This is a genomic window from Klebsiella sp. CTHL.F3a, from assembly GCF_019890895.1.
In the GTDB taxonomy this organism is placed as follows: domain Bacteria; phylum Pseudomonadota; class Gammaproteobacteria; order Enterobacterales; family Enterobacteriaceae; genus Klebsiella; species Klebsiella grimontii.
The window spans coordinates 423,995-443,674 of record NZ_CP082360.1; the positions used below are offsets into that span (position 1 = coordinate 423,995).

The following is a 19,680-nucleotide window of genomic DNA, read 5'->3' on the forward strand; positions in this document are numbered from 1 at the left end:
CATCAATCCTCCCTTTCTTGTCCGGTGATTTATTCTGTTGCCAAACCAGCCGGAGTATTGAGATAATTTTTAGTCTGACTCTCGCTCTATTGCATATGAGGTTTCAGTTCATGTCCTGCTGCGCTGGGTGTCTGCGAAGCGGGTTTACCATTAACGAATAGTCTTAGTAGTACCGAAAAAATGGCAGAGAAACGCAATATCTTTCTGGTTGGGCCTATGGGTGCCGGCAAAAGCACTATTGGGCGCCAGTTAGCCCAACAGCTCAACATGGAATTTTACGATTCCGATCAAGAAATTGAGAAACGCACTGGCGCAGATGTGGGTTGGGTCTTTGATGTAGAAGGCGAAGACGGCTTCCGCGACCGTGAAGAAAAAATTATCAATGAGTTGACGGAAAAACAGGGAATCGTGCTGGCAACCGGCGGTGGCTCTGTAAAATCCCGTGAAACGCGTAACCGTCTCTCCGCCCGCGGCGTGGTGGTCTACCTGGAAACAACTATCGAAAAGCAGCTTGCCCGTACGCAGCGCGATAAAAAGCGTCCTTTGCTACAAGTTGATGCGCCGCCTCGCGAAGTACTGGAAGCGTTGGCGGATGAGCGTAATCCGCTGTACGAAGAGATTGCTGATGTCACTATCCGTACTGACGATCAAAGCGCGAAAGTGGTAGCAAACCAGATTATTCATATGCTGGAAAGCAACTGATTCTGGCTTAATAAAGTGCGTCAGAGTAAAAGCAACTGAGGTGGACGTCGCGTTATGGAGAGGCTTACTGTAACCCTCGGGGAACGTAGTTACCCGATTACCATCGCGGCTGGTTTGTTTAACGATCCAGCTTCCTTCCTGCCACTGAAATCAGGCGACCAGGTTATGCTGGTCACCAATGAGACGCTGGCGCCGCTTTATCTGGATACCGTACGCTCCGCACTTGAGCAAGCGGGAGTAAAAGTCGATAGCGTGATTCTTCCCGACGGCGAGCAGTATAAAAGCCTGGCGGTGATGGATACCGTTTTTACCGCGCTATTGCAAAAACCACACGGCCGCGACACCACGTTAGTGGCGCTCGGCGGTGGGGTAATTGGTGATTTAACGGGATTTGCAGCGGCCAGCTACCAGCGTGGCGTGCGCTTTATTCAGGTTCCGACCACTCTGCTGTCGCAGGTGGATTCTTCGGTCGGCGGCAAAACGGCCGTCAACCATCCTCTCGGTAAAAACATGATTGGCGCCTTCTGGCAGCCCGTATCTGTTGTTGTCGATCTCAACTGTCTCAAAACGCTGCCGAAGCGTGAGCTCTCTTCCGGCCTGGCTGAAGTGATCAAGTACGGCGTTATTCTTGACGGCGAATTCTTCGACTGGCTGGAAAATAACATTGATGCATTGATGGCGCTGGATGAAACCGCAATGGCGTACTGTATCCGTCGCTGTTGTGAGCTGAAAGCGGAAGTTGTCGCCGCCGACGAGCGCGAAACCGGGTTACGTGCTTTACTCAATCTTGGCCATACTTTTGGTCATGCTATCGAAGCTGAAATGGGCTACGGTAACTGGTTGCATGGTGAAGCTGTCGCGGCCGGTATGGTGATGGCGGCGCATGCGTCCGAGCGTTTGGGGCGCTTTGATCCGCAGGATACGCAGCGAATTATTCATCTGTTGCAGCGTGCTGGTTTGCCGGTATGCGGGCCGCAGGCGATGGCAGCAGAGGCGTATTTGCCCCACATGATGCGTGATAAAAAGGTGCTGGCAGGCGAGATGCGGCTGGTGCTACCCCTCGCGATAGGGAAGAGCGAGATACGCGGCGGAGTACCGCATGATGTTGTTCTTGGCGCGATTGCTGATACTCAGCAGGCGCAACAATAAGAAGGTCTGGCCGCGTTCGCGCGGCGTTATCATTTCGGGTGATGTGCAATAGTCGTGAGCATAAGCCTTTTAGTGGGGTGTTAAATGGATGAATTAAAACCAGAAGACGATATGAAAGCCGATCGCAGCGATCGTCGTACTGGTCGTTCTCGTCAGTCTTCAGAGCGTGATGCCGATCCGCAAATCAATTTTGATGATGTCGATCTTGATGATGCTGACGATGGTCGCCCGACGCGCGGCAGCAAAGCACGCCGTGAGCGCGACGAAGAACAGTATGAAGAGTACGAAGAAGAGGTAGAGTCTGACGAAGGCGATGACGAAGAGCGTCAGGTTGAGCGTCGTCCTCGTAAGCGTAAGAAGGCGCCTGCGAAACCAGCCTCTCGTCAATACATCATGATGGGCGTGGGGATCCTCGTTCTGCTGCTGCTGATTGTTGGCGTGGGTTCCGCGCTGAAATCACCATCCTCATCCAACGAGCAAACGGCTTCCGGTGAGAAGAGCATCAACCTCTCCGGTGAGCAGGACAATAATAATACTCAGCCTGCTGCTCAGGATTCATCAGCGGCTAACAGCGCGCAGCCGCAGGATGTTTCTCTGCCGCCTATCGCCTCTAACCCGACTCAAGGTCAGGCTACGGCTGAACCACAAGGGCAGCAGCGCGTTGAGGTTCAGGGCGATCTGAATAATGCGCTGACCCAGCAGCAGGGTCAGATTGATAGCGCGGTAGCGAATTCTACTTTGCCAACTGAGCCTGCTACCGTTGCGCCGGTGCGCAATGGCGCCACTGCCCCACGTCAGGCGACGACAGAGCGTCAGACGGCAACAGCACCGCGCCCGGCTGAGCGTAAGCATACGGTTATCGAACCGAAACCGCAGGCCACGGCGAAAGCGTCGACCCAGCCGAAATCGGCTCCGGTCCAGCCTAAGCGTGTAGAGAACGTCGCGACCACGACGCCGGCAGCAGCGCAGCCGACTAAGCCTGCTGCAACGGCCCAGACCAAACCAGCCGCGACTACCGCGCCGGCTGCGACCACCGCGCCAGCAGCAACTGCCGCTGCCGCTCCGGCAGCAACGGCTGCTGCGGGTAAAAGCTCTGGTGACGTCAGTTCGATGAAGTCTGCGCCGTCCGGTCACTACACGCTGCAGCTCAGCAGCTCTTCTAACTACAACAACCTCAACAGTTGGGCGAAGAAAGAGAAGCTGGAAAAATATGTTGTCTATGAGACTACGCGTAATGGTCAGCCCTGGTATGTCCTGGTGAGCGGCATTTACGCTTCGAAAGATGAAGCGAAACGTGCTGTTGCTACGCTGCCAGCAGATGTACAGGCGAAAAACCCGTGGGCAAAACCGCTGCATCAGGTTCAGTCTGACCTGAAATAATGCCGCAGAGTAGTCTGAAGCGCAGGATGCTGTCGGAGCTTTCTCCGCAGCCGGAGAATGTGTAATTAGTTAGGCAGCATGAAAAAGAATCGCGCTTTTCTGAAATGGGCAGGGGGTAAATACCCCCTGCTTGACGATATTAAAAAGCATTTGCCGCAGGGCGACTGCTTGATTGAGCCTTTTGTAGGCGCCGGGTCGGTATTTCTGAATACCGACTTTTCTCGTTATATCCTCGCTGATATCAATAGTGATTTGATTAGTCTGTATAACATCGTCAAGCTGCGTACCGATGACTATGTTACGGCGGCGCGTAAGATGTTTACGCCAGAGAACAACGTCGCAGAGCAGTATTATCGGTTCCGTGATGAGTTCAACCAGAGTCAGGAGCCGTTGCGTCGCGCGGTACTGTTCCTTTATTTGAACCGTCATGGCTACAATGGCCTGTGTCGCTACAATCTGCGCGGTGAGTTTAACGTGCCGTTTGGTCGCTATAAAAAGCCCTATTTTCCCGAAGCTGAGCTGTATCATTTCGCGGAGAAGGCGCAGCATGCAGAGTTTCATTGTGAATCTTATGAAGAGTGCATGAAGCGGGCGGATAACCGCTCCGTTGTTTACTGCGATCCGCCCTATGCGCCGCTGTCGTCTACGGCGAATTTTACGGCTTATCATACGAATAGCTTTAGCCAGGAGCAGCAGGAGCTGCTGGCTAAAAAAGCGGAATTGCTGATGAAAAAGCGTATTCCTGTGCTTATTTCAAACCATCGCACGCCGCTCACTCAGGAGTGGTACAAGAACGCCGCTGAGACGCATATTGTGAAGGTTCGACGCAGCATCAGCAGCAACGGTGGTACACGTAAGAAGGTGGACGAGCTTCTGGCTCTGTACCGTCCGCCCAAGACCAAATAAATTTCAAGGAGATGCGGATGAAGCAGTATTTGATTGCCCCTTCGATTCTGTCGGCTGATTTTGCCCGTCTGGGCGAGGACACCGCCAATGCGTTGGCTGCGGGTGCGGATGTTGTGCACTTTGACGTGATGGACAACCACTACGTGCCGAATCTGACCATTGGCCCGATGGTGCTGAAATCACTGCGAAATTACGGTATCACTGCGCCGATTGACGTGCATTTGATGGTCAAGCCGGTTGACCGCATCGTCCCTGATTTTGCCGCCGCGGGCGCCAGCATCATTACTTTCCATCCGGAAGCTTCCGAACACGTTGACCGCACGCTGCAGCTTATCAAAGAGCACGGCTGCAAAGCCGGTTTGGTGTTTAACCCGGCGACCTCCCTGAGCTACCTTGATTACGTAATGGATAAGCTGGATGTTATTCTGCTGATGTCCGTCAACCCTGGCTTTGGCGGTCAGTCTTTTATTCCGCACACCCTGGAAAAACTGCGTGAAGTTCGTCGTCGCATTGATGAATCCGGCTACGACATCCGTCTGGAAGTCGACGGCGGCGTAAAAGTCAGCAATATCGCTGAGATTGCCGCCGCCGGTGCGGATATGTTTGTTGCTGGGTCGGCCATTTTCGATCAGCCTGACTACAAAAAAGTGGTCGATCAAATGCGTAGCGAATTAGCAAAGGTTAGCCATGGATAAGTTACAAAATATTCGCGGCGTGGCGTTCGATCTCGATGGGACGCTGGTCGATAGCGCGCCGGGCTTGACCGCTGCCGTTGATAACGCGCTGTATGCGCTGGAACTGCCGATGGCGGGCGAAGAACGTGTCGTGACCTGGATTGGCAACGGCGCGGACGTTCTGATCCAGCGGGCTCTGACCTGGGCCCGTCAGGAGCGCGCGGCGCTGAGAACTGCGCAGGGTAAACCTTCCGTCGATCATGACGATATCCCGCAGGCTGAACAGCAGGCCATTTTGCGCAAGCTGTTCGACCGCTACTATGGCGAAGTGGCGGAAGAGGGGAGCTTTTTGTTTCCAGCCGTTGCCGATACGCTGGGCGCGCTGCACGCAAAGGGCCTGCCGCTGGCGCTGGTGACCAATAAACCGACGCCTTTTGTCGCGCCGATTCTGGCGTCGCTGGATATCGCCAAATATTTTACCGTTGTTATCGGCGGCGATGATGTAAAAAACAAAAAACCGCATCCGGAACCGCTGCTTCTGGTCGCGGAGAAACTGGGGCTGGCACCCGGAGAGCTGCTGTTCGTTGGCGACTCGCGCAATGATATTCAGGCCGCGAAGGCCGCGGGCTGCAGCTCGATCGGCCTGACCTACGGCTACAACTACGGCGAGCCGATTTCGCTGAGCGAGCCGGATTATATCTTTGACCAATTTAATGAACTCTTGCCCGCTTTCGGGCTACCGTATAGTGAAACTCAGGAATAAAAAATGACTAAGCCCATCGTTTTTAGTGGCGCACAGCCCTCAGGTGAATTGACCATTGGCAACTACATGGGTGCGCTGCGTCAGTGGGTAAACATGCAGGACGATTACCACTGCATTTACTGCATCGTTGATCAGCACGCGATTACCGTTCGTCAGGACCCGCAGCAGCTGCGTAAGGCCACGCTGGACACGCTGGCGCTGTATCTGGCGTGCGGTATCGACCCGCAAAAAAGCACCATCTTCGTTCAGTCCCACGTGCCGGAGCACGCGCAGCTCGGCTGGGCGCTGAACTGCTACACCTATTTCGGCGAACTGAGCCGTATGACCCAGTTTAAAGACAAGTCATCGCGCTATGCGGAAAATATTAACGCCGGTCTGTTTGACTATCCGGTGCTGATGGCTGCCGACATTCTGCTGTATCAGACTAACCAGGTCCCGGTTGGCGAAGACCAGAAACAGCACCTGGAGCTGAGCCGCGATGTCGCCCAGCGTTTCAACGCTATTTACGGCGACGTGTTTAAAGTCCCTGAGCCGTTTATTCCAAAATCCGGCGCGCGCGTGATGTCGCTGCTGGAGCCGACCAAAAAGATGTCCAAGTCAGATGATAACCGCAACAACGTTATCGGCCTGCTGGAAGACCCGAAATCGGTGGTGAAGAAGATTAAACGCGCGGTCACCGACTCCGACGAGCCGCCGGTTGTTCGTTACGACATCCAGAACAAAGCGGGCGTCTCCAACCTGCTGGATATCCTCTCTGCCGTTACCGGCCAGAGCATTCCAGATCTGGAGCAGCATTTTGAAGGCAAAATGTACGGCCACCTGAAAGGCGAAGTGGCTGAAGCCGTTTCCGGTATGCTGACCGAACTGCAGGAGCGCTATAACCGTTTCCGCGGCGATGAAGCTTTCCTGAATCAGGTGATGAAAGAGGGCGCGGAGAAAGCCAGCGCTCGCGCTTCTGTTACCCTGAAGGCGGTCTACGAAGCGATTGGTTTCGTCGCTAAGCCTTAATCTATCTGATGGTTGTCGTCATATCCAAAGCCGGGTGCAATGCATCCGGCTTTTTAATTTGTGATAACTGTCGTGATTTGATTATTTGCTCCTTGTTAATTATCTTCAGTTTAGTGAAGATGTAAATATTCAATTTAGTGAAGATTATAGATGCGTCGGACATTCATTAAAAAAGAGGGCATGGCACTAACGACCCTGGCTCGTTATTTGTTGGGCGAGCAGTGCGGTAATCGTCTAAAAACGATTGATGAGTTAGCGGGTGAATGCGGCTCTTCCGTTGGGCTGACTCAGGCGGCGCTAAAAACGCTGGAGTCTTCCGGGGCCATTCGTATTGAACGCCGAGGGCGCAACGGCAGTTACCTGGTTGAGATGGATAACAAGGCCCTATTGGCGCATATCGATATCACTAACGTCGTTTGCGCAATGCCTCTGCCCTATACGCGATTGTATGAAGGGCTGGCGAGCGGACTGAAAGCGCAGTTTGAAGGTATTCCTTTTTACTATGCGCATATGCGCGGCGCCGACATTCGCGTGGAGTGCTTACTTAACGGTGTTTACGACATGGCGGTGGTTTCGCGCCTGGCGGCAGAAAGTTATTTAGCGCAGAGCGGGCTGCGGATGGTAATGACCCTTGGGCCGCACACCTATGTCGGTGAGCACCAGCTGATTTGCCGGAAAGGCGAAATCGATTCGGTGCGGCGAGTGGGGCTTGATAACCGCTCGGCGGACCAGAAAATTATGACCGAAATTTATTTTGCCAATAGCGACGTAGAGCGCGTCGACCTCTCTTATCACGAGAGTCTAAGTCGCATCGTCAAAGGCGAAATTGACGCCGTTATCTGGAACGTCACCGCTGGCGCGGAGCTGGCCATGTTAGGGCTGGAAGCCCTGCCGCTAAGTGACGATCCGCGTTTTTTGCAGGCGACTGAGGCGGTAGTGTTGGCCAGGGCAGATGATTACCCGATTCAACATCTGCTACGTGCATTCGTTGATAAACAGGCGCTATTAGCTCATCAACAACGGGTGGTGAGCGGAGAGCAAGAGCCAAGCTATTAACATTAAGGCAGTGATTATGGAAAACAGGCTCAACTTGCTGTGTGAGGCAGGGATTATCGACCAGGATATTTGTCGCGGAATGATGCAGGTCGTCCGCCAGCTGGACGAGCAGTGGCATCTTCCCGTCTTTAGCGAGCAAGGGGAAATCGCGATAACTCATATGGCAAATGCGCTGATGCGCAGCCGCCGCGGTGAGGTTATTGAGCCGCTGGATGAGGAGTTCATGGCAGAGATAACCAGTTCGGCGCATTGGGATGAGATTCATCAATTGCATCAGGCGCTGATGCAAGAATTTGACGTCACTCTACATGCTAATGAAAAAGGTTATTTGCTCGCTAACTGGTATGGGTTGTGGGGAGCGGCGCAGCAGGCCGTGTGAAGAATATTGGGAATTGGCGCTATGCGACTTAAATATTCAAAAAAATGAATATTTAAAAAAGGAATAAAAGCAGAGGCAAGTAAATGTTTATTAAAGCATTACAACGGCAGAACCCGGCGCTGATTGCGACAGCGCTCCGCTTCTGGCAGCAAGGGCTTATCGCCCCGGATAGCTGGGTTATTGATGTCGATCAGGTGCTGGAAAATGGCAAGCTGCTGCTGAAGACCGCGCAGCAATATGGAATTAGCCTGTACGTGATGACCAAGCAGATTGGTCGAAATCCGTGGCTGGCAGAAAAGCTGTTGGCGCTGGGGTATCAGGGCATTGTTGTTGTGGATTACAAAGAGAGTCGGGTGATGCGCCGTGCCGGTTTGCCCGTTTCCCATCAGGGTCATCTGGTGCAAATACCTTCCGCGCAGGTGGCGGGCGCGGTAGAGCAGGGTACCGAAGTCATTACCCTGTTCTCTCTGGAGAAAGCTCAGGAAGTTTCGGCGGCGGCGGTAGCAAGCGGTCGGGCGCAGGCGGTCATGCTTAAGGTCTATGGAGAGAGCGATTTCCTCTATCCGGGACAGGAGAGTGGATTCGCGTTGGCTGAGCTGGACAACGTGGTGGCTCATCTTCAAAGCCTGCCGGGCATTGAACTGACCGGGCTCACCCACTTCCCTTGCCTGCTGTGGGATGACGAACAGGAAAAAATTCTGCCAACGCCGAATTTACGCTCTTTGCTCGCCGCGAGAGACAAGCTCGAAAGTCTCGGCGTGACGGTTCAGCAACTGAATGCGCCTTCGGCAACCAGCTGCAGCTCTCTGCCGCTACTGGCGGAGTTTGGCGTCACCCACGCTGAGCCGGGGCATGCGCTGACCGGTACCATCCCCGCCAACCAGCAGGGAGATCAACCGGAGCGTGTTGCCATGCTGTGGCTGAGTGAAATTTCCCATCATTTTGCCGGGCAAAGCTATTGCTACGGCGGCGGCTATTATCGGCGTGGTCATGCTAAGCATGCACTGATATTCGCTCCGGCCAGCGAAAAAGCCCAACTGGCGCAGCTTAATGCGGTAGATGACAGCAGCATTGATTACTACCTGCCGCTGGAAGGTGAGTTTCCTGTCGGCAGTGCGGCAATCTTCTGTTTCCGCACGCAGATTTTCGTTACCCGTAGCGATGTGGTGCTGATTGCCGGTATTCAAAGCGGCAGCCCTGAAATCGTTGCCCGTTATGACAGTCTTGGCAACGTTCTGGAGGACTAATGGCGAGATTTGTGGTGTTGGTGATAGACAGCTTTGGCGTCGGCGCGATGGCTGATGTTCCCGAAGTGAGGCCGCAGGATATCGGTGCGAATACCTGCGGGCATATTCTGCAACGCTTTCCTGCGCTGCGGCTGCCAACGCTGGAAAAGCTGGGTCTGATAAACGCCCTCGGTTTTGCCCCAGGTGTGATGCAGCTTTCTGAAGATGCCGTATGGGGAACCGCAGAGCTTGAACATGAGGGCGGTGATACCTTTATGGGGCATCAGGAGATTTTTGGGACCAAACCCCGAACCCCGCTGCGAATGCCATTTAATGCTGTTATCGATAAGGTTGAAGATGCGCTGCTTGCCGCCGGACATCAAACAGAGCGTCATGGCAAAGGCCCGTTTTGGCTGTTGGTGGACGGCGCGGTGGCGGTTGGCGATAACCTGGAAGCCGATCTGGGGCAGGTTTACAACATCACCGGCAACCTGAGTGAAAAGACTTTTGCTCAGGTGAAAGCGATTGGCAGGACGGTGCGTGAACAGGCTTCCGTGGGACGCGTTATCACTTTTGGCGGTCAGCTGTCCAGTACACAGAATATCTTCGACGCGGTGGAAGAGAAAGAGGGCGGCTATATCGGTATCAACGCACCGCGCTCAGGCGCCTATAAGCAGGGATTCCAGGTTGTGCATATGGGCTACGGCGTTGATGAACAGGTGCAGGTTCCTGCCCAGCTCTTTGCGGTGGACGTTCCGACGGTTCTCGTCGGCAAGGTCGCTGATATCGTTAGCAATCCCCATGGCATCAACTGGGAAAATCTGGTCGATAGCCAGCAGATTATGGAGATCACCCGGGCGGAGTTTAACCGCCGGGAGACGGCATTTATCTGCACCAATATCCAGGAAACCGATCTGGCGGGTCATGCTGAAGATGTGGAGCGCTATGTCGACAGGCTGGAGCTGGTCGATGAGCAGCTGGCTCTACTGATGGCGGATATGCGCCCGGATGATTGCCTGGTGGTGATGGCCGACCACGGTAACGATCCAACGATAGGCCACAGTAAACACACGCGGGAGAAGGTGCCGCTGCTGGTGTGGTCTCCCGGGCAATCGCCTGCACGGCTCGGGACCCGTCGCACGTTGTCTGATGTCGGCGCGACCGTATGCGACTTTTTTGGTGCGCATGCGCCGGAAAATGGGTGCTCTTTCCTTTCGCTTATAACGCTCGCAAGGAATACATAATGATGATTGATAGCTCCGGTTATACCTACGCGCACGAGCACTTACATATCGATTTGTCCGGTTTTAAAGGCAACATCGATTGTCGCCTGGATCAATACGAACTGATTAGTAAAGAGATGCGCGATTTAATGCACCTCGGCGTGCGCAATATTGTTGAGATGACTAACCGTTATATGGGGCGCAACCCGTCCTTTATGTTGGATCTGATGCGCGATACCGGCATCAACGTGATTGCCTGCACCGGCTATTATCAGCACGCTTTCTTTCCTGAGCATGTTGCTACCCGTTCTGTGCAGGAACTGGCGCAGGAGATGATCGATGAGATCGAAATCGGTATTGATGGCACACCGCTCAAAGCCGGAATTATCGCCGAAATCGGTTCCAGTGAAGGGGTGATTACCGATCTGGAAGCCAAAGTGTTTAGCGCCGCGGCGCTGGCGCATAACGCGACCGGACGACCTATCTCAACGCATACTTCGTTTAGCACCATGGGGCTGGAGCAGCTTGCCCTGCTGAAACAACACGGCGTCAATCTCTCCCGCGTGGTTATTGGCCATTGCGACCTGAAAGATAATATCGATGATATTTTGCGCATGATCGATCTCGGCGCTTATGTCCAGTTCGACACAATTGGTAAAAACAATTATTACCCCGACGCAAAACGCATCGCTATGCTGCTCGCCCTGCGTGAAAGGGGCTGCCTGGACCACGTCATGCTGTCGATGGATATCACCCGCCGTTCTCACTTAAAGGCTAATGGCGGCAACGGTTACGACTATCTGTTGACTACCTTTGTCCCTCTGCTTTACCAGGCCGGTTTCAGCCAGGCCGATGTGGATCTGATGTTACGAACTAACCCTACTCAATTTTTCCTGTAAGGACATAGAGATGAAAAAGATTGGTGTTGCTGGCTTACAGCGCGAGCTGATTAAAAAAACGATTGAAAATACGGCGCCAGGGTGTTTCGAGGTGTTCATCTACAACGACATGGAAGCGGCTATGAAGGTGAAAAACGGCCAGTTGGATTACTACATTGGTGCGTGTAACACCGGTGCTGGCGCGGCGCTTTCCATTGCGATCGCCATTATCGGGTTCAACAAAAGTTGCACTATTGCTAAGCCGGGTATTAAGGCGAAAGAGGATCAGATTGCAAAAATGGTGGCGGAAGGAAGAGTCGCGTTTGGCCTTTCGGTTGAACATATTGAACATGCGATCCCATTACTGATCAACTCTTTAAAATAAAAAGGCACTGTTATGGCGCTTTATATTCAACTCATTGTGGTGGCTTGTCTGACGGGGATGACGTCGTTACTGGCGCACCGGTCAGCCGCGGTTTTTCATGATGGTATTCGCCCGATCCTCCCGCAGTTGATTGAAGGTAACATGCATCGTCGGGAAGCGGGCAGTATCGCATTTGGTTTAAGTATTGGCTTTGTCGCCTCAGTCGGGATTTCGTTCACGTTGAAAACCGGGCTGCTGAATGCCTGGCTGCTGTTTTTGCCTACCGATATCCTTGGTGTACTGGCAGCGAATAGTCTTTTGGCTTTCGGCCTGGGGGCGGTCTGGGGGATTCTGATCCTTACCTGCCTGCTGCCGGTTAACCATCTGCTGACGGCGCTACCGGTCGATGTATTGGGATCGTTGGGCGAATTGAGTTCGCCGGTAGTATCCGCTTTTGCACTGTTCCCATTGGTGGCCATTTTCTACCAGTTCGGTTGGAAAAGCAGCCTGCTGGCAGCGGTTGTTGTACTGATTACGCGCGTACTGGTCGTCCGCTATTTCCCGCATCTCAATCCTGAGTCGATTGAGATTTTCATTGGCATGGTAATGCTGTTGGGGATTGCGATTACCCAGGATCTGCGCAATCGCGGTAGCGAGGATCATGACGCCAGCGGGATGTCGGTGTTTGAAGAGCGCACGTCGCGGATTATCAAAAACCTGCCGTATATCGCTATTGTGGGCGCGCTGATTGCGGCGGTAGCCAGCATGAAAATTTTTGCCGGTAGCGAGGTGTCCATCTTTACTCTGGAAAAAGCGTATTCGGCAGGCGTGACGCCGGAGCAGTCGCAAACGCTGATTCATCAAGCGGCGCTGGCGGAGTTTATGCGTGGTCTGGGTTTCGTGCCGATGATCGCCACTACCGCCCTGGCTACCGGGGTGTATGCGGTTGCCGGTTTTACCTTCGTGTATGCAGTGGGCTACCTGGCGCCGAATCCGTGGATTGCCGCGCTGCTGGGCGCTCTGGTGATTTCAGCGGAAGTGCTGCTGCTGCGTTCAATCGGTAAGTGGTTGGGGCGCTATCCTTCAGTGCGCAATGCGTCAGATAACATTCGTAATGCGATGAACATGCTGATGGAGATGGCGCTGCTGGTTGGCTCTATTTTTGCCTCCATCAAAATGGCTGGGTATACCGGTTTCTCAATCACCGCTGCGATCTACTTCCTCAATGAGTCGTTGGGACGTCCGGTTCAAAAAATGGCCGCGCCGGTTGTGGCAGTCATGATTACCGGTATTGTGCTGAATATTCTGTTCTGGCTCGGATTATTTATTCCGGCATAAGAAGGAGCGTGGGTTATGAGAACCTTTCCGCTGGAAGGTCTGTCGCTGGTTGAAGCCCAACATAAGCAGTTCGCGCTAGTGGATGCTATCTGTCGCCATTTTCCTGGGGCCGATTTCCTGCGCGGTGGTGACTTTGGTCTGGCGTCGGGGCTGAATCAGCCCCGCGTCACGCAGCGCGTCGAAGCAGTGCTGGCTGATGCATTCCATGCCGAGGCCGCCGTGCTGCTGCAAGGAGCCGGGACCGGGGCAATTCGCGCGGCGATAGCGGCATTGGTGAAGCCCGGCGGCACGCTATTAATCCACGATGCGCCGGTCTATCCGACGACCTCGGTGATTATTGAGCAGATGGGACTAAAGCCAATTCGCGTGGACTTTAACGATCTGGCGGCGCTCTCAGAGACGGTGGCGCAGTATCGACCCGATGCTGCGCTGGTGCAGCATACGCGTCAGTGCCCTGAAGATAGCTATCGGTTGGCAGAGGTGCTCTCTGTGCTTAATGAGCAGCATGTTCCGACACTGACCGACGATAACTACGCGGTGATGAAGGTGGCGAATATCGGCTGCGAATGCGGTGCGACGCTGGCGACATTTTCCTGCTTTAAGCTGTTTGGTCCGGAAGGCGTGGGTGCGGTGGTGGGACGTGCTGATGCCGTTGCCCGCATCCGCGCCAGCATGTATTCCGGCGGCAGCCAGATTCAGGGGGTGCAGGCGCTGGAAGTACTGCGAGGGATGGTGTTCGCCCCAGTGATGCACGCAGTGCAGGCGGGGGTGACGGAGCGGCTTCTGCTGCAGTTGAATCACGGCGTGGTGTCGCAGGTTAAACAGGCAATTATCGCTAACGCGCAGTCCCGGGTCCTGCTGGTTGAGTTTCATCAGCCGATTGCGGAGCAGGTACTGGCTAATGCGCAGCGGCTTGGGGCATTGCCATATCCGGTTGGCGCCGAGTCAAAATATGAAATACCGCCGTTGTTCTATCGCTTATCCGGAACCTTCCGTGAGGCAAATCCGGGTATTGAACGCTATGCGATTCGTATTAACCCTAATCGTAGCGGTGAGGAAACGGTGTTGAGAATATTGCAGGAAAGCTGTGAGGAAGTGCATTAATGCAATTTATAGCCCGGTGCATCATGCTCCGGGCTACAGAGCGATTAGTGATTTGAGAACCAGTTCAGCTTATCGCGCAGACCGACCACGCGACCGACAATAATCAGTGCCGGGCTGGCCATTTGCTGGGCCAGAATATCCAATTGTTCTAACGTGCCGGTGACAACTTTCTGCGTTATCGCCGTTCCGTTTTCAACGATGGCTGCGGGCATATCCGCCGCCATGCCGTGGGCAATCAGCTTTTCCCGGATCGCCGGGGCCTGGTTCAGGCCCATATAAAACACCAGGGTTTGCTTTTCAACCGCCAGGTTTTCCCAGTCCAGCTCGCCGCCGGTCTTAAGGTGGCCGGTGACCAGGCGCACGCCCTGGGCAAAATCCCGGTGGGTCAGGGGAATGCCCGAGTAGGCGGAACAGCCTGAGGCCGCGGTAATTCCTGGTACAACGGAGAACGGAATACCGGCATGGCACAAGGTTTCCAGCTCTTCACCGCCGCGGCCAAAGATAAACGGATCGCCGCCTTTCAGCCGTACAACGCGTTTCCCCCCCAGGGCTTCGCGCAGCAGAATCTGGTTAATCTCTTCCTGCGGTACGCAGTGGTAGCCCGAGCGTTTACCCACGAAGACCCGATCGGCATCGCGGCGCACCAGATTCATAATATCGTCGGAGACCAGGCGGTCATAAACCACGACATCGGCCTGCTGTATTTGCTGCAGGCCTTTGAGCGTCAGCAGTCCGGCATCGCCGGGGCCGGCGCCCACCAGTACCACTTCACCGCGATGATCCAGCGGCTCGGTCAGCAGCTGCTCCGTGGCATCAGCGACGGCCTGACGGTCCTCATTGGCCAGCGACTGCGCCAGCCTGTCATTAACAAACAGCTTCTCCCAGAAGCGTCGGCGCTCGCCGACGGTGGCAAACTGCTTCTTCACCCTTGAGCGCAGCTGACCTGCGTAGTGGGCCAACTGGCCCAAATGTAATGGCAGAACCGACTCCAGCTTTTCGCGCAGCAGGCGCGCCAGCACCGGCGAGGTGCCGCCGGATGAGACGGCAACCATCAGCGGTGAACGGTCGATAATCGACGGCATGATAAAGCTGGCCTGCTGAGGGGCGTCGACCACATTGCAAAATATTCGCCTTTCTTCCGCTGATTCGCTGACCTGTTGATTAACCGCTTCGTTGTCGGTTGCGGCAATGGCCAGCCAGCTGTTATCCAGCAGAGCAGGATTAAACTCGCCCTGAACCAGGGTCAACATGTTTGCATCGGCCCATACCTGGAATTGCGGCACAAAATCCAGGGCATTAACCGTCAATCTGGCGCCAGCGTCCAGTAACAGGCGAGCTTTACGTTCAGCCACATCGCCGCCGCCGACTAACAAGCAGTCACGATCGCGTAATTGGCAAAATATAGGCAAATGGTCCACGACATTCCCTCTTAATTATTGGCAGCAGCCTTAGAATCTGGCTATCCGGCTATTTTATTTGTCAGGTTGAGCCTGGGGAGTACTCACACAAAATTCATCGAGTTTTGAACGCCCTTTAGGGCGGCCCGAAGGGTGAGCGTAGCGAATCATCCTCATGTACTACGTGTACGTTCCGGTTGTTCCGCGCTTTCTGTGTTCAACCTGTCTGCACCGATTACACCTACTGAGCCAGACTCTCAGTCTCGTTAGTTTTTTCCGGGGCGGGGCGCTCCGATTGCGGCGTAGCATACCAATAACCCAACCCCATAAATACGACACCGGACAAAGTATTGCCGAGTGTTACCCATAACAGATTGTGACCGATTCCCGCAAGCGTGTAGGCATCGCTGTGATGGCCAAACCAGGAGAGGGCAAACAGCGTCATGTTGGCGACGGAGTGCTCATAGCCGGACGCGATAAACGCCAGCAGACACCACCAGATAGCAATAAATTTTGCCGCGCCCTCGGTACGAATCGCCATCCAGATCGCCAGACACACCAGCCAGTTACACAGCGCGCCTTTGAAAAAGAGCGCCATCGCGGATTGGCTGGTTTTTGCCAGCGCGACGGTATGGACGAGGCTGGTATCGACCGGCAGCAGGCCGCCGCCGCCCCAGCTATACAGCAGCGCCACGAATACGGAACCCAGAAGGTTACCGACCCAGGTTTGCGGCAGAATCGCCCACATCTGACCCTGACGGATGGTTCCCGCCTTCACCCCCAGGGTAAGGAACATGGTGTGGCCGGTGAACAATTCAGAGCCGGCGATAATCACCAACGTTAACGCAATGCCAAAGGTGGCGCCCATCACCAGTGGGCGAACGGCAGGGTCGAGCAGGTTGCCGAGGGTGAATATAAGGATGATGCCGAGGCCGACGTAGGCGCCTGCCATCATGGAGCTGACCCAGAAGCTGAGTGGATGATTGGCCGAGAGGCGCGCAATACGTCCGGCGTTGGCCGCGCACTTGTTGATTGTGTCCGTAAACATAGGAGCTCCTTTCGCACCTCATCCTTTGCGCTGCCTCTTGGTTGGCTGCCTTCGCGATGCAGTACAAATGATGTTGTGCCATCAATTGAAGAAAAAAATGCAAAAAAAGGGAGGCGTTGCGCCTCCCGTAAAATGATTAACCGCGTAGCTGCACGACGCCGTCTTTCACTCGGACTTCATAGTGCGCCACCGAATGACTTTCATCTTCCATACACAGGCCATCGCGCAGTCGGAAGCGCTGCTTTTTCAGCGGGCTGGCCACCCACAGCTCGCCCTGATGCTCGGCGATCAGGCCGCGAGAGAGGACGCTGGACTCGAAGAACGGGTCGATATTGCTAATCGCAAACACCTGGTCACCGTGATAGGGGCGGAAAATCGCCACTTGTTTATCGCCTAACAGCGCGCAGACGCCGGTTTCCGGCAGGATGTCATCGAGTTTGCAGATATTTTTCCACTGGCTCATGCGTTTTCCTCCACCAGAGTTACCGGGATACGTTCGTAGGGTGTGGCCGGGCGATGCTGTTCACGCTCAGGCACTACCTGGACGTTAGGGTCGCGCTTGTCGCTGTTGATAAAGTGTTTGAAGCGTACCTGGGCCGCTGGCGAGTTAACGGTTTCTGTCCACTCGCAGACTACCGCTGCACGCAGGCGGGCCATCTCTTCTTCCAGATGCTCGTTCAGACCCAGCTTGTCATCAATGATGACCGACTTCAGATAATCGATGCCGCCTTCCAGGTTATCCAGCCACGGTGCGGTACGGGTCAGTTTGTCGGCGGTACGGATATAGAACATCATGAAGCGGTCGAGGTATTTCATTAGCGTTTCGCGGTCAAGATCCGCCGCCAGCAAATCCGCGTGGCGCGGCTTCATGCCGCCGTTGCCGCAGACGTAAAGGTTCCAGCCTTTCTCCGTGGCGATGATGCCGACGTCTTTACCCTGGGCTTCCGCGCACTCGCGGGTACAGCCGGAGACGCCAAACTTCATTTTATGCGGCGTACGAATGCCTTTGTAGCGGTTTTCCAGCTCGACGCCGAAGCCGACGCTGTCGCCTACCCCGTAGCGGCACCAGGTGCTGCCGACGCAGGTTTTCGCCATCCGCAGCGCCTTGGCATACGCATGGCCGGTTTCGAAGCCCGCTTCGATCAACTGACGCCAGATTTCTGGCAGATCGTCTTTTTGCGCGCCGAACAGGCCGATACGCTGAGAGCCGGTGATCTTGGTGTACAGATTAAATTCGCGGGCGATACGGCCGACGGCCACCAGGCCTTCCGGCGTGATTTCGCCGCCCGCAGAGCGCGGGATAACGGAGTAGGTACCGTCTTTCTGGATGTTGGCCAGGAAGTTGTCGTTGGTATCCTGCAGCGGGGTATGCTGCGGCTTGAGGATATATTCGTTCCAGCAGGAAGCCAGCAGCGAGCCCACGTTCGGTTTACACACTTCGCAGCCGTAGCCTTTTCCGTGTTTCGCCAGCAGCTCTTCAAAGGTTTTGATGCCTTCCACCCGGATGAGGTGGAACAGTTCCTGACGGGAGTACGCAAAGTGCTCGCACAGGTTATTGTTGACTTCGATACCCTGTTTCGCCAGTTCGGCGTTGAGCACCTGAGTCACCAGCGGGATACAGCCGCCGCAGCCGGTACCGGCTTTGGTTTCCGCCTTCAGCGCCGCCACCGTGTGGCAGCCTTTATTAATAGCGGCAATCAATGCGCCCTTAGTGACATCGAAGCAGGAACAAATTTGCGCGCTGTCCGGCAGCTTATCGACACCGATGGACGGCTTACCGCTGCCCGCGTGCGCCGGCAGGATTAGCGAGTCGGGGTTTTCCGGCAGTTCGATGGCGTTCAGCACCAGCTGCAGCAGATTGCCGTAATCGCTGGTATCGCCCACCAACACCGCGCCGAGCAGGGTCTTGTTGTCAGGGCTGACGATAAGGCGTTTGTAGACCTCTTTGCTTTCATCGAGATAAACATAGCTGCGCGCGCCCGGCGTACGACCGTGAGCGTCGCCAATGCCGCCGACGTCAACGCCCAGCAGCTTCAGCTTGGCGCTGAGATCCGCGCCTTCAAAAGCGTTTTCGGTCTGGAGAATATGGTCAACGGTCACCTGGGCCATTTTGTAGCCAGGTGCGACCAGGCCAAAAACGCGGTTGTTCCAGCTGGCGCATTCACCGATGGCGTAGATATCCGGGTCAGAGGTCTGACAGGCATCGTTGATCACGATACCGCCGCGGGGAGCGACTTCCAGACCGCACTGGGTGGCCAGCTTATCGCGTGGACGGATACCGGTAGAGAAGACAATAAAGTCGACTTCCAGCTCGCTGCCGTCGGCAAAACGCATGGTTTTACGCGCTTCGGTACCTTCCTGAACGATCTCTTTGGTGTTTTTGCTGGTGTGAACGCGTACGCCCATGCTTTCGATTTTACGGCGCAGCTGTTCGCCGCCCATCTGATCCAGTTGTTCAGCCATCAGCATGGGCGCGAATTCAATCACGTGGGTCTCAACGCCGAGGTTCTTCAGCGCGCCCGCGGCTTCCAGACCTAGCAGACCGCCGCCGACGACCGCGCCGCGTTTGCTGCGGCGGGCGCAGGCTTCAATAGCGTTAAGGTCTTCAATGGTGCGATAAACAAAGCAGTCCTGAGTTTCCGAGCCTTTAATCGGCGGGATCCACGGATAGGAGCCGGTCGCCATAATCAGCTTGTCATAGAAAACGGTACGGCCCGCGCTGGAGTGGATAACCTTCTCCTGACGGTTGATGGTGATGGCGCGTTCGCCGACCAGCACCTTAACGCCGTGCTTCTCGTAGAAACCTTCCCGTACCAAAGAGAGTTCTTCGGCGGTATGGTGAGAGAAGTAGGAGGAGAGGTGCACGCGGTCGTAGGCGATACGGGGTTCTTCACAGAAGACGGTAATATCGAACAGGCTGGCGTCGGATTTATCAAGAAGGTCCTCAATAAAGCGGTGGCCGACCATACCATTACCAATGATAGCGAGTCTGACTTTGCTCATTTTTGCCTCGATTTCTTTTATATTACCGCCTACCTTAACGATTCAGCCGCGACACTTATTGATGCAAATCAATTACACCTTT

General features: G+C 54.8%; 19 protein-coding genes. 15 read left to right on the top strand and 4 right to left on the bottom strand.

The window, feature by feature from the left end; genetic code table 11:
* The first annotated feature begins 180 nt into the window (after nucleotides 1-180).
* The 15 genes from aroK (at nucleotide 181) to K7H21_RS01955 (ending at nucleotide 14,150) form a co-directional block, all read left to right on the top strand.
* Nucleotides 181-702 carry a shikimate kinase AroK gene (gene aroK, locus K7H21_RS01885; RefSeq protein ID WP_004106441.1) on the top strand — a complete coding sequence of 174 codons (522 nt, stop codon included), beginning with the start codon at nucleotides 181-183 and terminating at the stop codon, nucleotides 700-702.
* Nucleotides 703-756: 54 nt separating this feature from the next.
* Entirely contained in the window at nucleotides 757-1,851 is a 1,095-nt protein-coding gene (gene aroB, locus K7H21_RS01890; protein WP_049114529.1) for a 3-dehydroquinate synthase, read from the top strand.
* Nucleotides 1,852-1,935: 84 nt separating this feature from the next.
* On the top strand, nucleotides 1,936-3,231 hold the full coding sequence (gene damX, locus K7H21_RS01895; RefSeq protein WP_032741970.1) for a cell division protein DamX: 1,296 nt from the start codon (nucleotides 1,936-1,938) through the stop codon (nucleotides 3,229-3,231).
* Between the two features lie 78 nt (nucleotides 3,232-3,309).
* Nucleotides 3,310-4,137 (top strand): adenine-specific DNA-methyltransferase, encoded by an 828-nt coding sequence (dam, locus tag K7H21_RS01900; protein WP_004126040.1) that lies wholly within the window; start codon nucleotides 3,310-3,312, stop codon nucleotides 4,135-4,137.
* A 17-nt stretch (nucleotides 4,138-4,154) separates the two neighbouring features.
* Nucleotides 4,155-4,832 carry a ribulose-phosphate 3-epimerase gene (rpe, locus tag K7H21_RS01905; protein ID WP_004126039.1) on the top strand — a complete coding sequence of 226 codons (678 nt, stop codon included), beginning with the start codon at nucleotides 4,155-4,157 and terminating at the stop codon, nucleotides 4,830-4,832.
* Nucleotides 4,825-5,574: a phosphoglycolate phosphatase gene (gene gph, locus K7H21_RS01910; protein ID WP_123828704.1), complete on the top strand. Its 750-nt coding sequence runs from the start codon at nucleotides 4,825-4,827 to the stop codon at nucleotides 5,572-5,574. The genes rpe and gph overlap by 8 nt, the downstream gene beginning before the upstream one ends.
* A gap of 3 nt (nucleotides 5,575-5,577) precedes the next feature.
* Complete coding sequence (gene trpS, locus K7H21_RS01915) at nucleotides 5,578-6,582, top strand: tryptophan--tRNA ligase (protein WP_004126032.1); 1,005 nt, start codon at nucleotides 5,578-5,580, stop codon at nucleotides 6,580-6,582.
* 150 nt (nucleotides 6,583-6,732) lie between these two features.
* Complete coding sequence (yhfZ, locus tag K7H21_RS01920) at nucleotides 6,733-7,638, top strand: GntR family transcriptional regulator YhfZ (RefSeq protein ID WP_004126029.1); 906 nt, start codon at nucleotides 6,733-6,735, stop codon at nucleotides 7,636-7,638.
* A gap of 16 nt (nucleotides 7,639-7,654) precedes the next feature.
* Complete coding sequence (locus K7H21_RS01925; RefSeq protein WP_004126026.1) at nucleotides 7,655-8,017, top strand: PRD domain-containing protein; 363 nt, start codon at nucleotides 7,655-7,657, stop codon at nucleotides 8,015-8,017.
* A gap of 83 nt (nucleotides 8,018-8,100) precedes the next feature.
* Nucleotides 8,101-9,264, top strand: a complete 1,164-nt coding sequence (locus K7H21_RS01930; RefSeq protein WP_049114525.1) for a YhfX family PLP-dependent enzyme — start codon at nucleotides 8,101-8,103, stop codon at nucleotides 9,262-9,264.
* Nucleotides 9,264-10,487, top strand: a complete 1,224-nt coding sequence (locus K7H21_RS01935) for a phosphopentomutase (RefSeq protein ID WP_223035538.1) — start codon at nucleotides 9,264-9,266, stop codon at nucleotides 10,485-10,487. Before K7H21_RS01930 ends, K7H21_RS01935 begins: the two co-directional genes overlap by 1 nt.
* Nucleotides 10,487-11,365 carry a phosphotriesterase-related protein gene (locus K7H21_RS01940; protein ID WP_049114523.1) on the top strand — a complete coding sequence of 293 codons (879 nt, stop codon included), beginning with the start codon at nucleotides 10,487-10,489 and terminating at the stop codon, nucleotides 11,363-11,365. Before K7H21_RS01935 ends, K7H21_RS01940 begins: the two co-directional genes overlap by 1 nt.
* A gap of 10 nt (nucleotides 11,366-11,375) precedes the next feature.
* The gene (locus K7H21_RS01945; protein ID WP_064410531.1) at nucleotides 11,376-11,729 is read left to right on the top strand and encodes a DUF2620 domain-containing protein; all 354 of its coding nucleotides are present in this window, start codon (nucleotides 11,376-11,378) and stop codon (nucleotides 11,727-11,729) included.
* 12 nt (nucleotides 11,730-11,741) lie between these two features.
* On the top strand, nucleotides 11,742-13,046 hold the full coding sequence (locus K7H21_RS01950) for a YhfT family protein (RefSeq protein ID WP_004126011.1): 1,305 nt from the start codon (nucleotides 11,742-11,744) through the stop codon (nucleotides 13,044-13,046).
* Between the two features lie 15 nt (nucleotides 13,047-13,061).
* On the top strand, nucleotides 13,062-14,150 hold the full coding sequence (locus K7H21_RS01955) for an aminotransferase class I/II-fold pyridoxal phosphate-dependent enzyme (RefSeq protein ID WP_004126009.1): 1,089 nt from the start codon (nucleotides 13,062-13,064) through the stop codon (nucleotides 14,148-14,150).
* Between the two features lie 44 nt (nucleotides 14,151-14,194).
* Here the strand turns inward: K7H21_RS01955 and cysG are convergent, their stop codons facing one another.
* The 4 genes from cysG to nirB all read right to left on the bottom strand — a co-directional run bounded on the left by cysG (nucleotide 14,195) and on the right by nirB (nucleotide 19,598).
* Entirely contained in the window at nucleotides 14,195-15,568 is a 1,374-nt protein-coding gene (gene cysG, locus K7H21_RS01960; RefSeq protein ID WP_223035539.1) for a siroheme synthase CysG, read from the bottom strand.
* A 220-nt stretch (nucleotides 15,569-15,788) separates the two neighbouring features.
* Nucleotides 15,789-16,595, bottom strand: coding sequence for a nitrite transporter NirC (nirC, locus tag K7H21_RS01965; protein ID WP_004126003.1), 807 nt, complete (start codon nucleotides 16,593-16,595; stop codon nucleotides 15,789-15,791).
* 136 nt (nucleotides 16,596-16,731) lie between these two features.
* A complete protein-coding gene (gene nirD / locus K7H21_RS01970; protein ID WP_004126000.1) occupies nucleotides 16,732-17,058 on the bottom strand; it encodes a nitrite reductase small subunit NirD in 327 nt (108 codons plus the stop codon).
* Nucleotides 17,055-19,598 carry an NADPH-nitrite reductase large subunit gene (nirB, locus tag K7H21_RS01975; protein WP_223035540.1) on the bottom strand — a complete coding sequence of 848 codons (2,544 nt, stop codon included), beginning with the start codon at nucleotides 19,596-19,598 and terminating at the stop codon, nucleotides 17,055-17,057. Before nirB ends, nirD begins: the two co-directional genes overlap by 4 nt.
* Nucleotides 19,599-19,680 lie beyond the last annotated feature (82 nt).

What these genes read in the sequence shown, in the direction of transcription:
- yhfZ (WP_004126029.1), top strand. Translation starts at nt 6,733, where the DNA reads ATGCGTCGGACATTCATTAAAAAAGAGGGCATGGCACTAACGACCCTG.
- nirB (WP_223035540.1), bottom strand. Translation starts at nt 19,598, where the DNA reads ATGAGCAAAGTCAGACTCGCTATCATTGGTAATGGTATGGTCGGCCAC.
- K7H21_RS01950 (WP_004126011.1), top strand. Translation starts at nt 11,742, where the DNA reads ATGGCGCTTTATATTCAACTCATTGTGGTGGCTTGTCTGACGGGGATG.
- K7H21_RS01945 (WP_064410531.1), top strand. Translation starts at nt 11,376, where the DNA reads ATGAAAAAGATTGGTGTTGCTGGCTTACAGCGCGAGCTGATTAAAAAA.
- K7H21_RS01935 (WP_223035538.1), top strand. Translation starts at nt 9,264, where the DNA reads ATGGCGAGATTTGTGGTGTTGGTGATAGACAGCTTTGGCGTCGGCGCG.
- trpS (WP_004126032.1), top strand. Translation starts at nt 5,578, where the DNA reads ATGACTAAGCCCATCGTTTTTAGTGGCGCACAGCCCTCAGGTGAATTG.
- aroK (WP_004106441.1), top strand. Translation starts at nt 181, where the DNA reads ATGGCAGAGAAACGCAATATCTTTCTGGTTGGGCCTATGGGTGCCGGC.
- K7H21_RS01930 (WP_049114525.1), top strand. Translation starts at nt 8,101, where the DNA reads ATGTTTATTAAAGCATTACAACGGCAGAACCCGGCGCTGATTGCGACA.
- nirD (WP_004126000.1), bottom strand. Translation starts at nt 17,058, where the DNA reads ATGAGCCAGTGGAAAAATATCTGCAAACTCGATGACATCCTGCCGGAA.
- damX (WP_032741970.1), top strand. Translation starts at nt 1,936, where the DNA reads ATGGATGAATTAAAACCAGAAGACGATATGAAAGCCGATCGCAGCGAT.
- rpe (WP_004126039.1), top strand. Translation starts at nt 4,155, where the DNA reads ATGAAGCAGTATTTGATTGCCCCTTCGATTCTGTCGGCTGATTTTGCC.
- K7H21_RS01940 (WP_049114523.1), top strand. Translation starts at nt 10,487, where the DNA reads ATGATGATTGATAGCTCCGGTTATACCTACGCGCACGAGCACTTACAT.
- K7H21_RS01955 (WP_004126009.1), top strand. Translation starts at nt 13,062, where the DNA reads ATGAGAACCTTTCCGCTGGAAGGTCTGTCGCTGGTTGAAGCCCAACAT.
- dam (WP_004126040.1), top strand. Translation starts at nt 3,310, where the DNA reads ATGAAAAAGAATCGCGCTTTTCTGAAATGGGCAGGGGGTAAATACCCC.
- aroB (WP_049114529.1), top strand. Translation starts at nt 757, where the DNA reads ATGGAGAGGCTTACTGTAACCCTCGGGGAACGTAGTTACCCGATTACC.
- gph (WP_123828704.1), top strand. Translation starts at nt 4,825, where the DNA reads ATGGATAAGTTACAAAATATTCGCGGCGTGGCGTTCGATCTCGATGGG.
- K7H21_RS01925 (WP_004126026.1), top strand. Translation starts at nt 7,655, where the DNA reads ATGGAAAACAGGCTCAACTTGCTGTGTGAGGCAGGGATTATCGACCAG.
- nirC (WP_004126003.1), bottom strand. Translation starts at nt 16,595, where the DNA reads ATGTTTACGGACACAATCAACAAGTGCGCGGCCAACGCCGGACGTATT.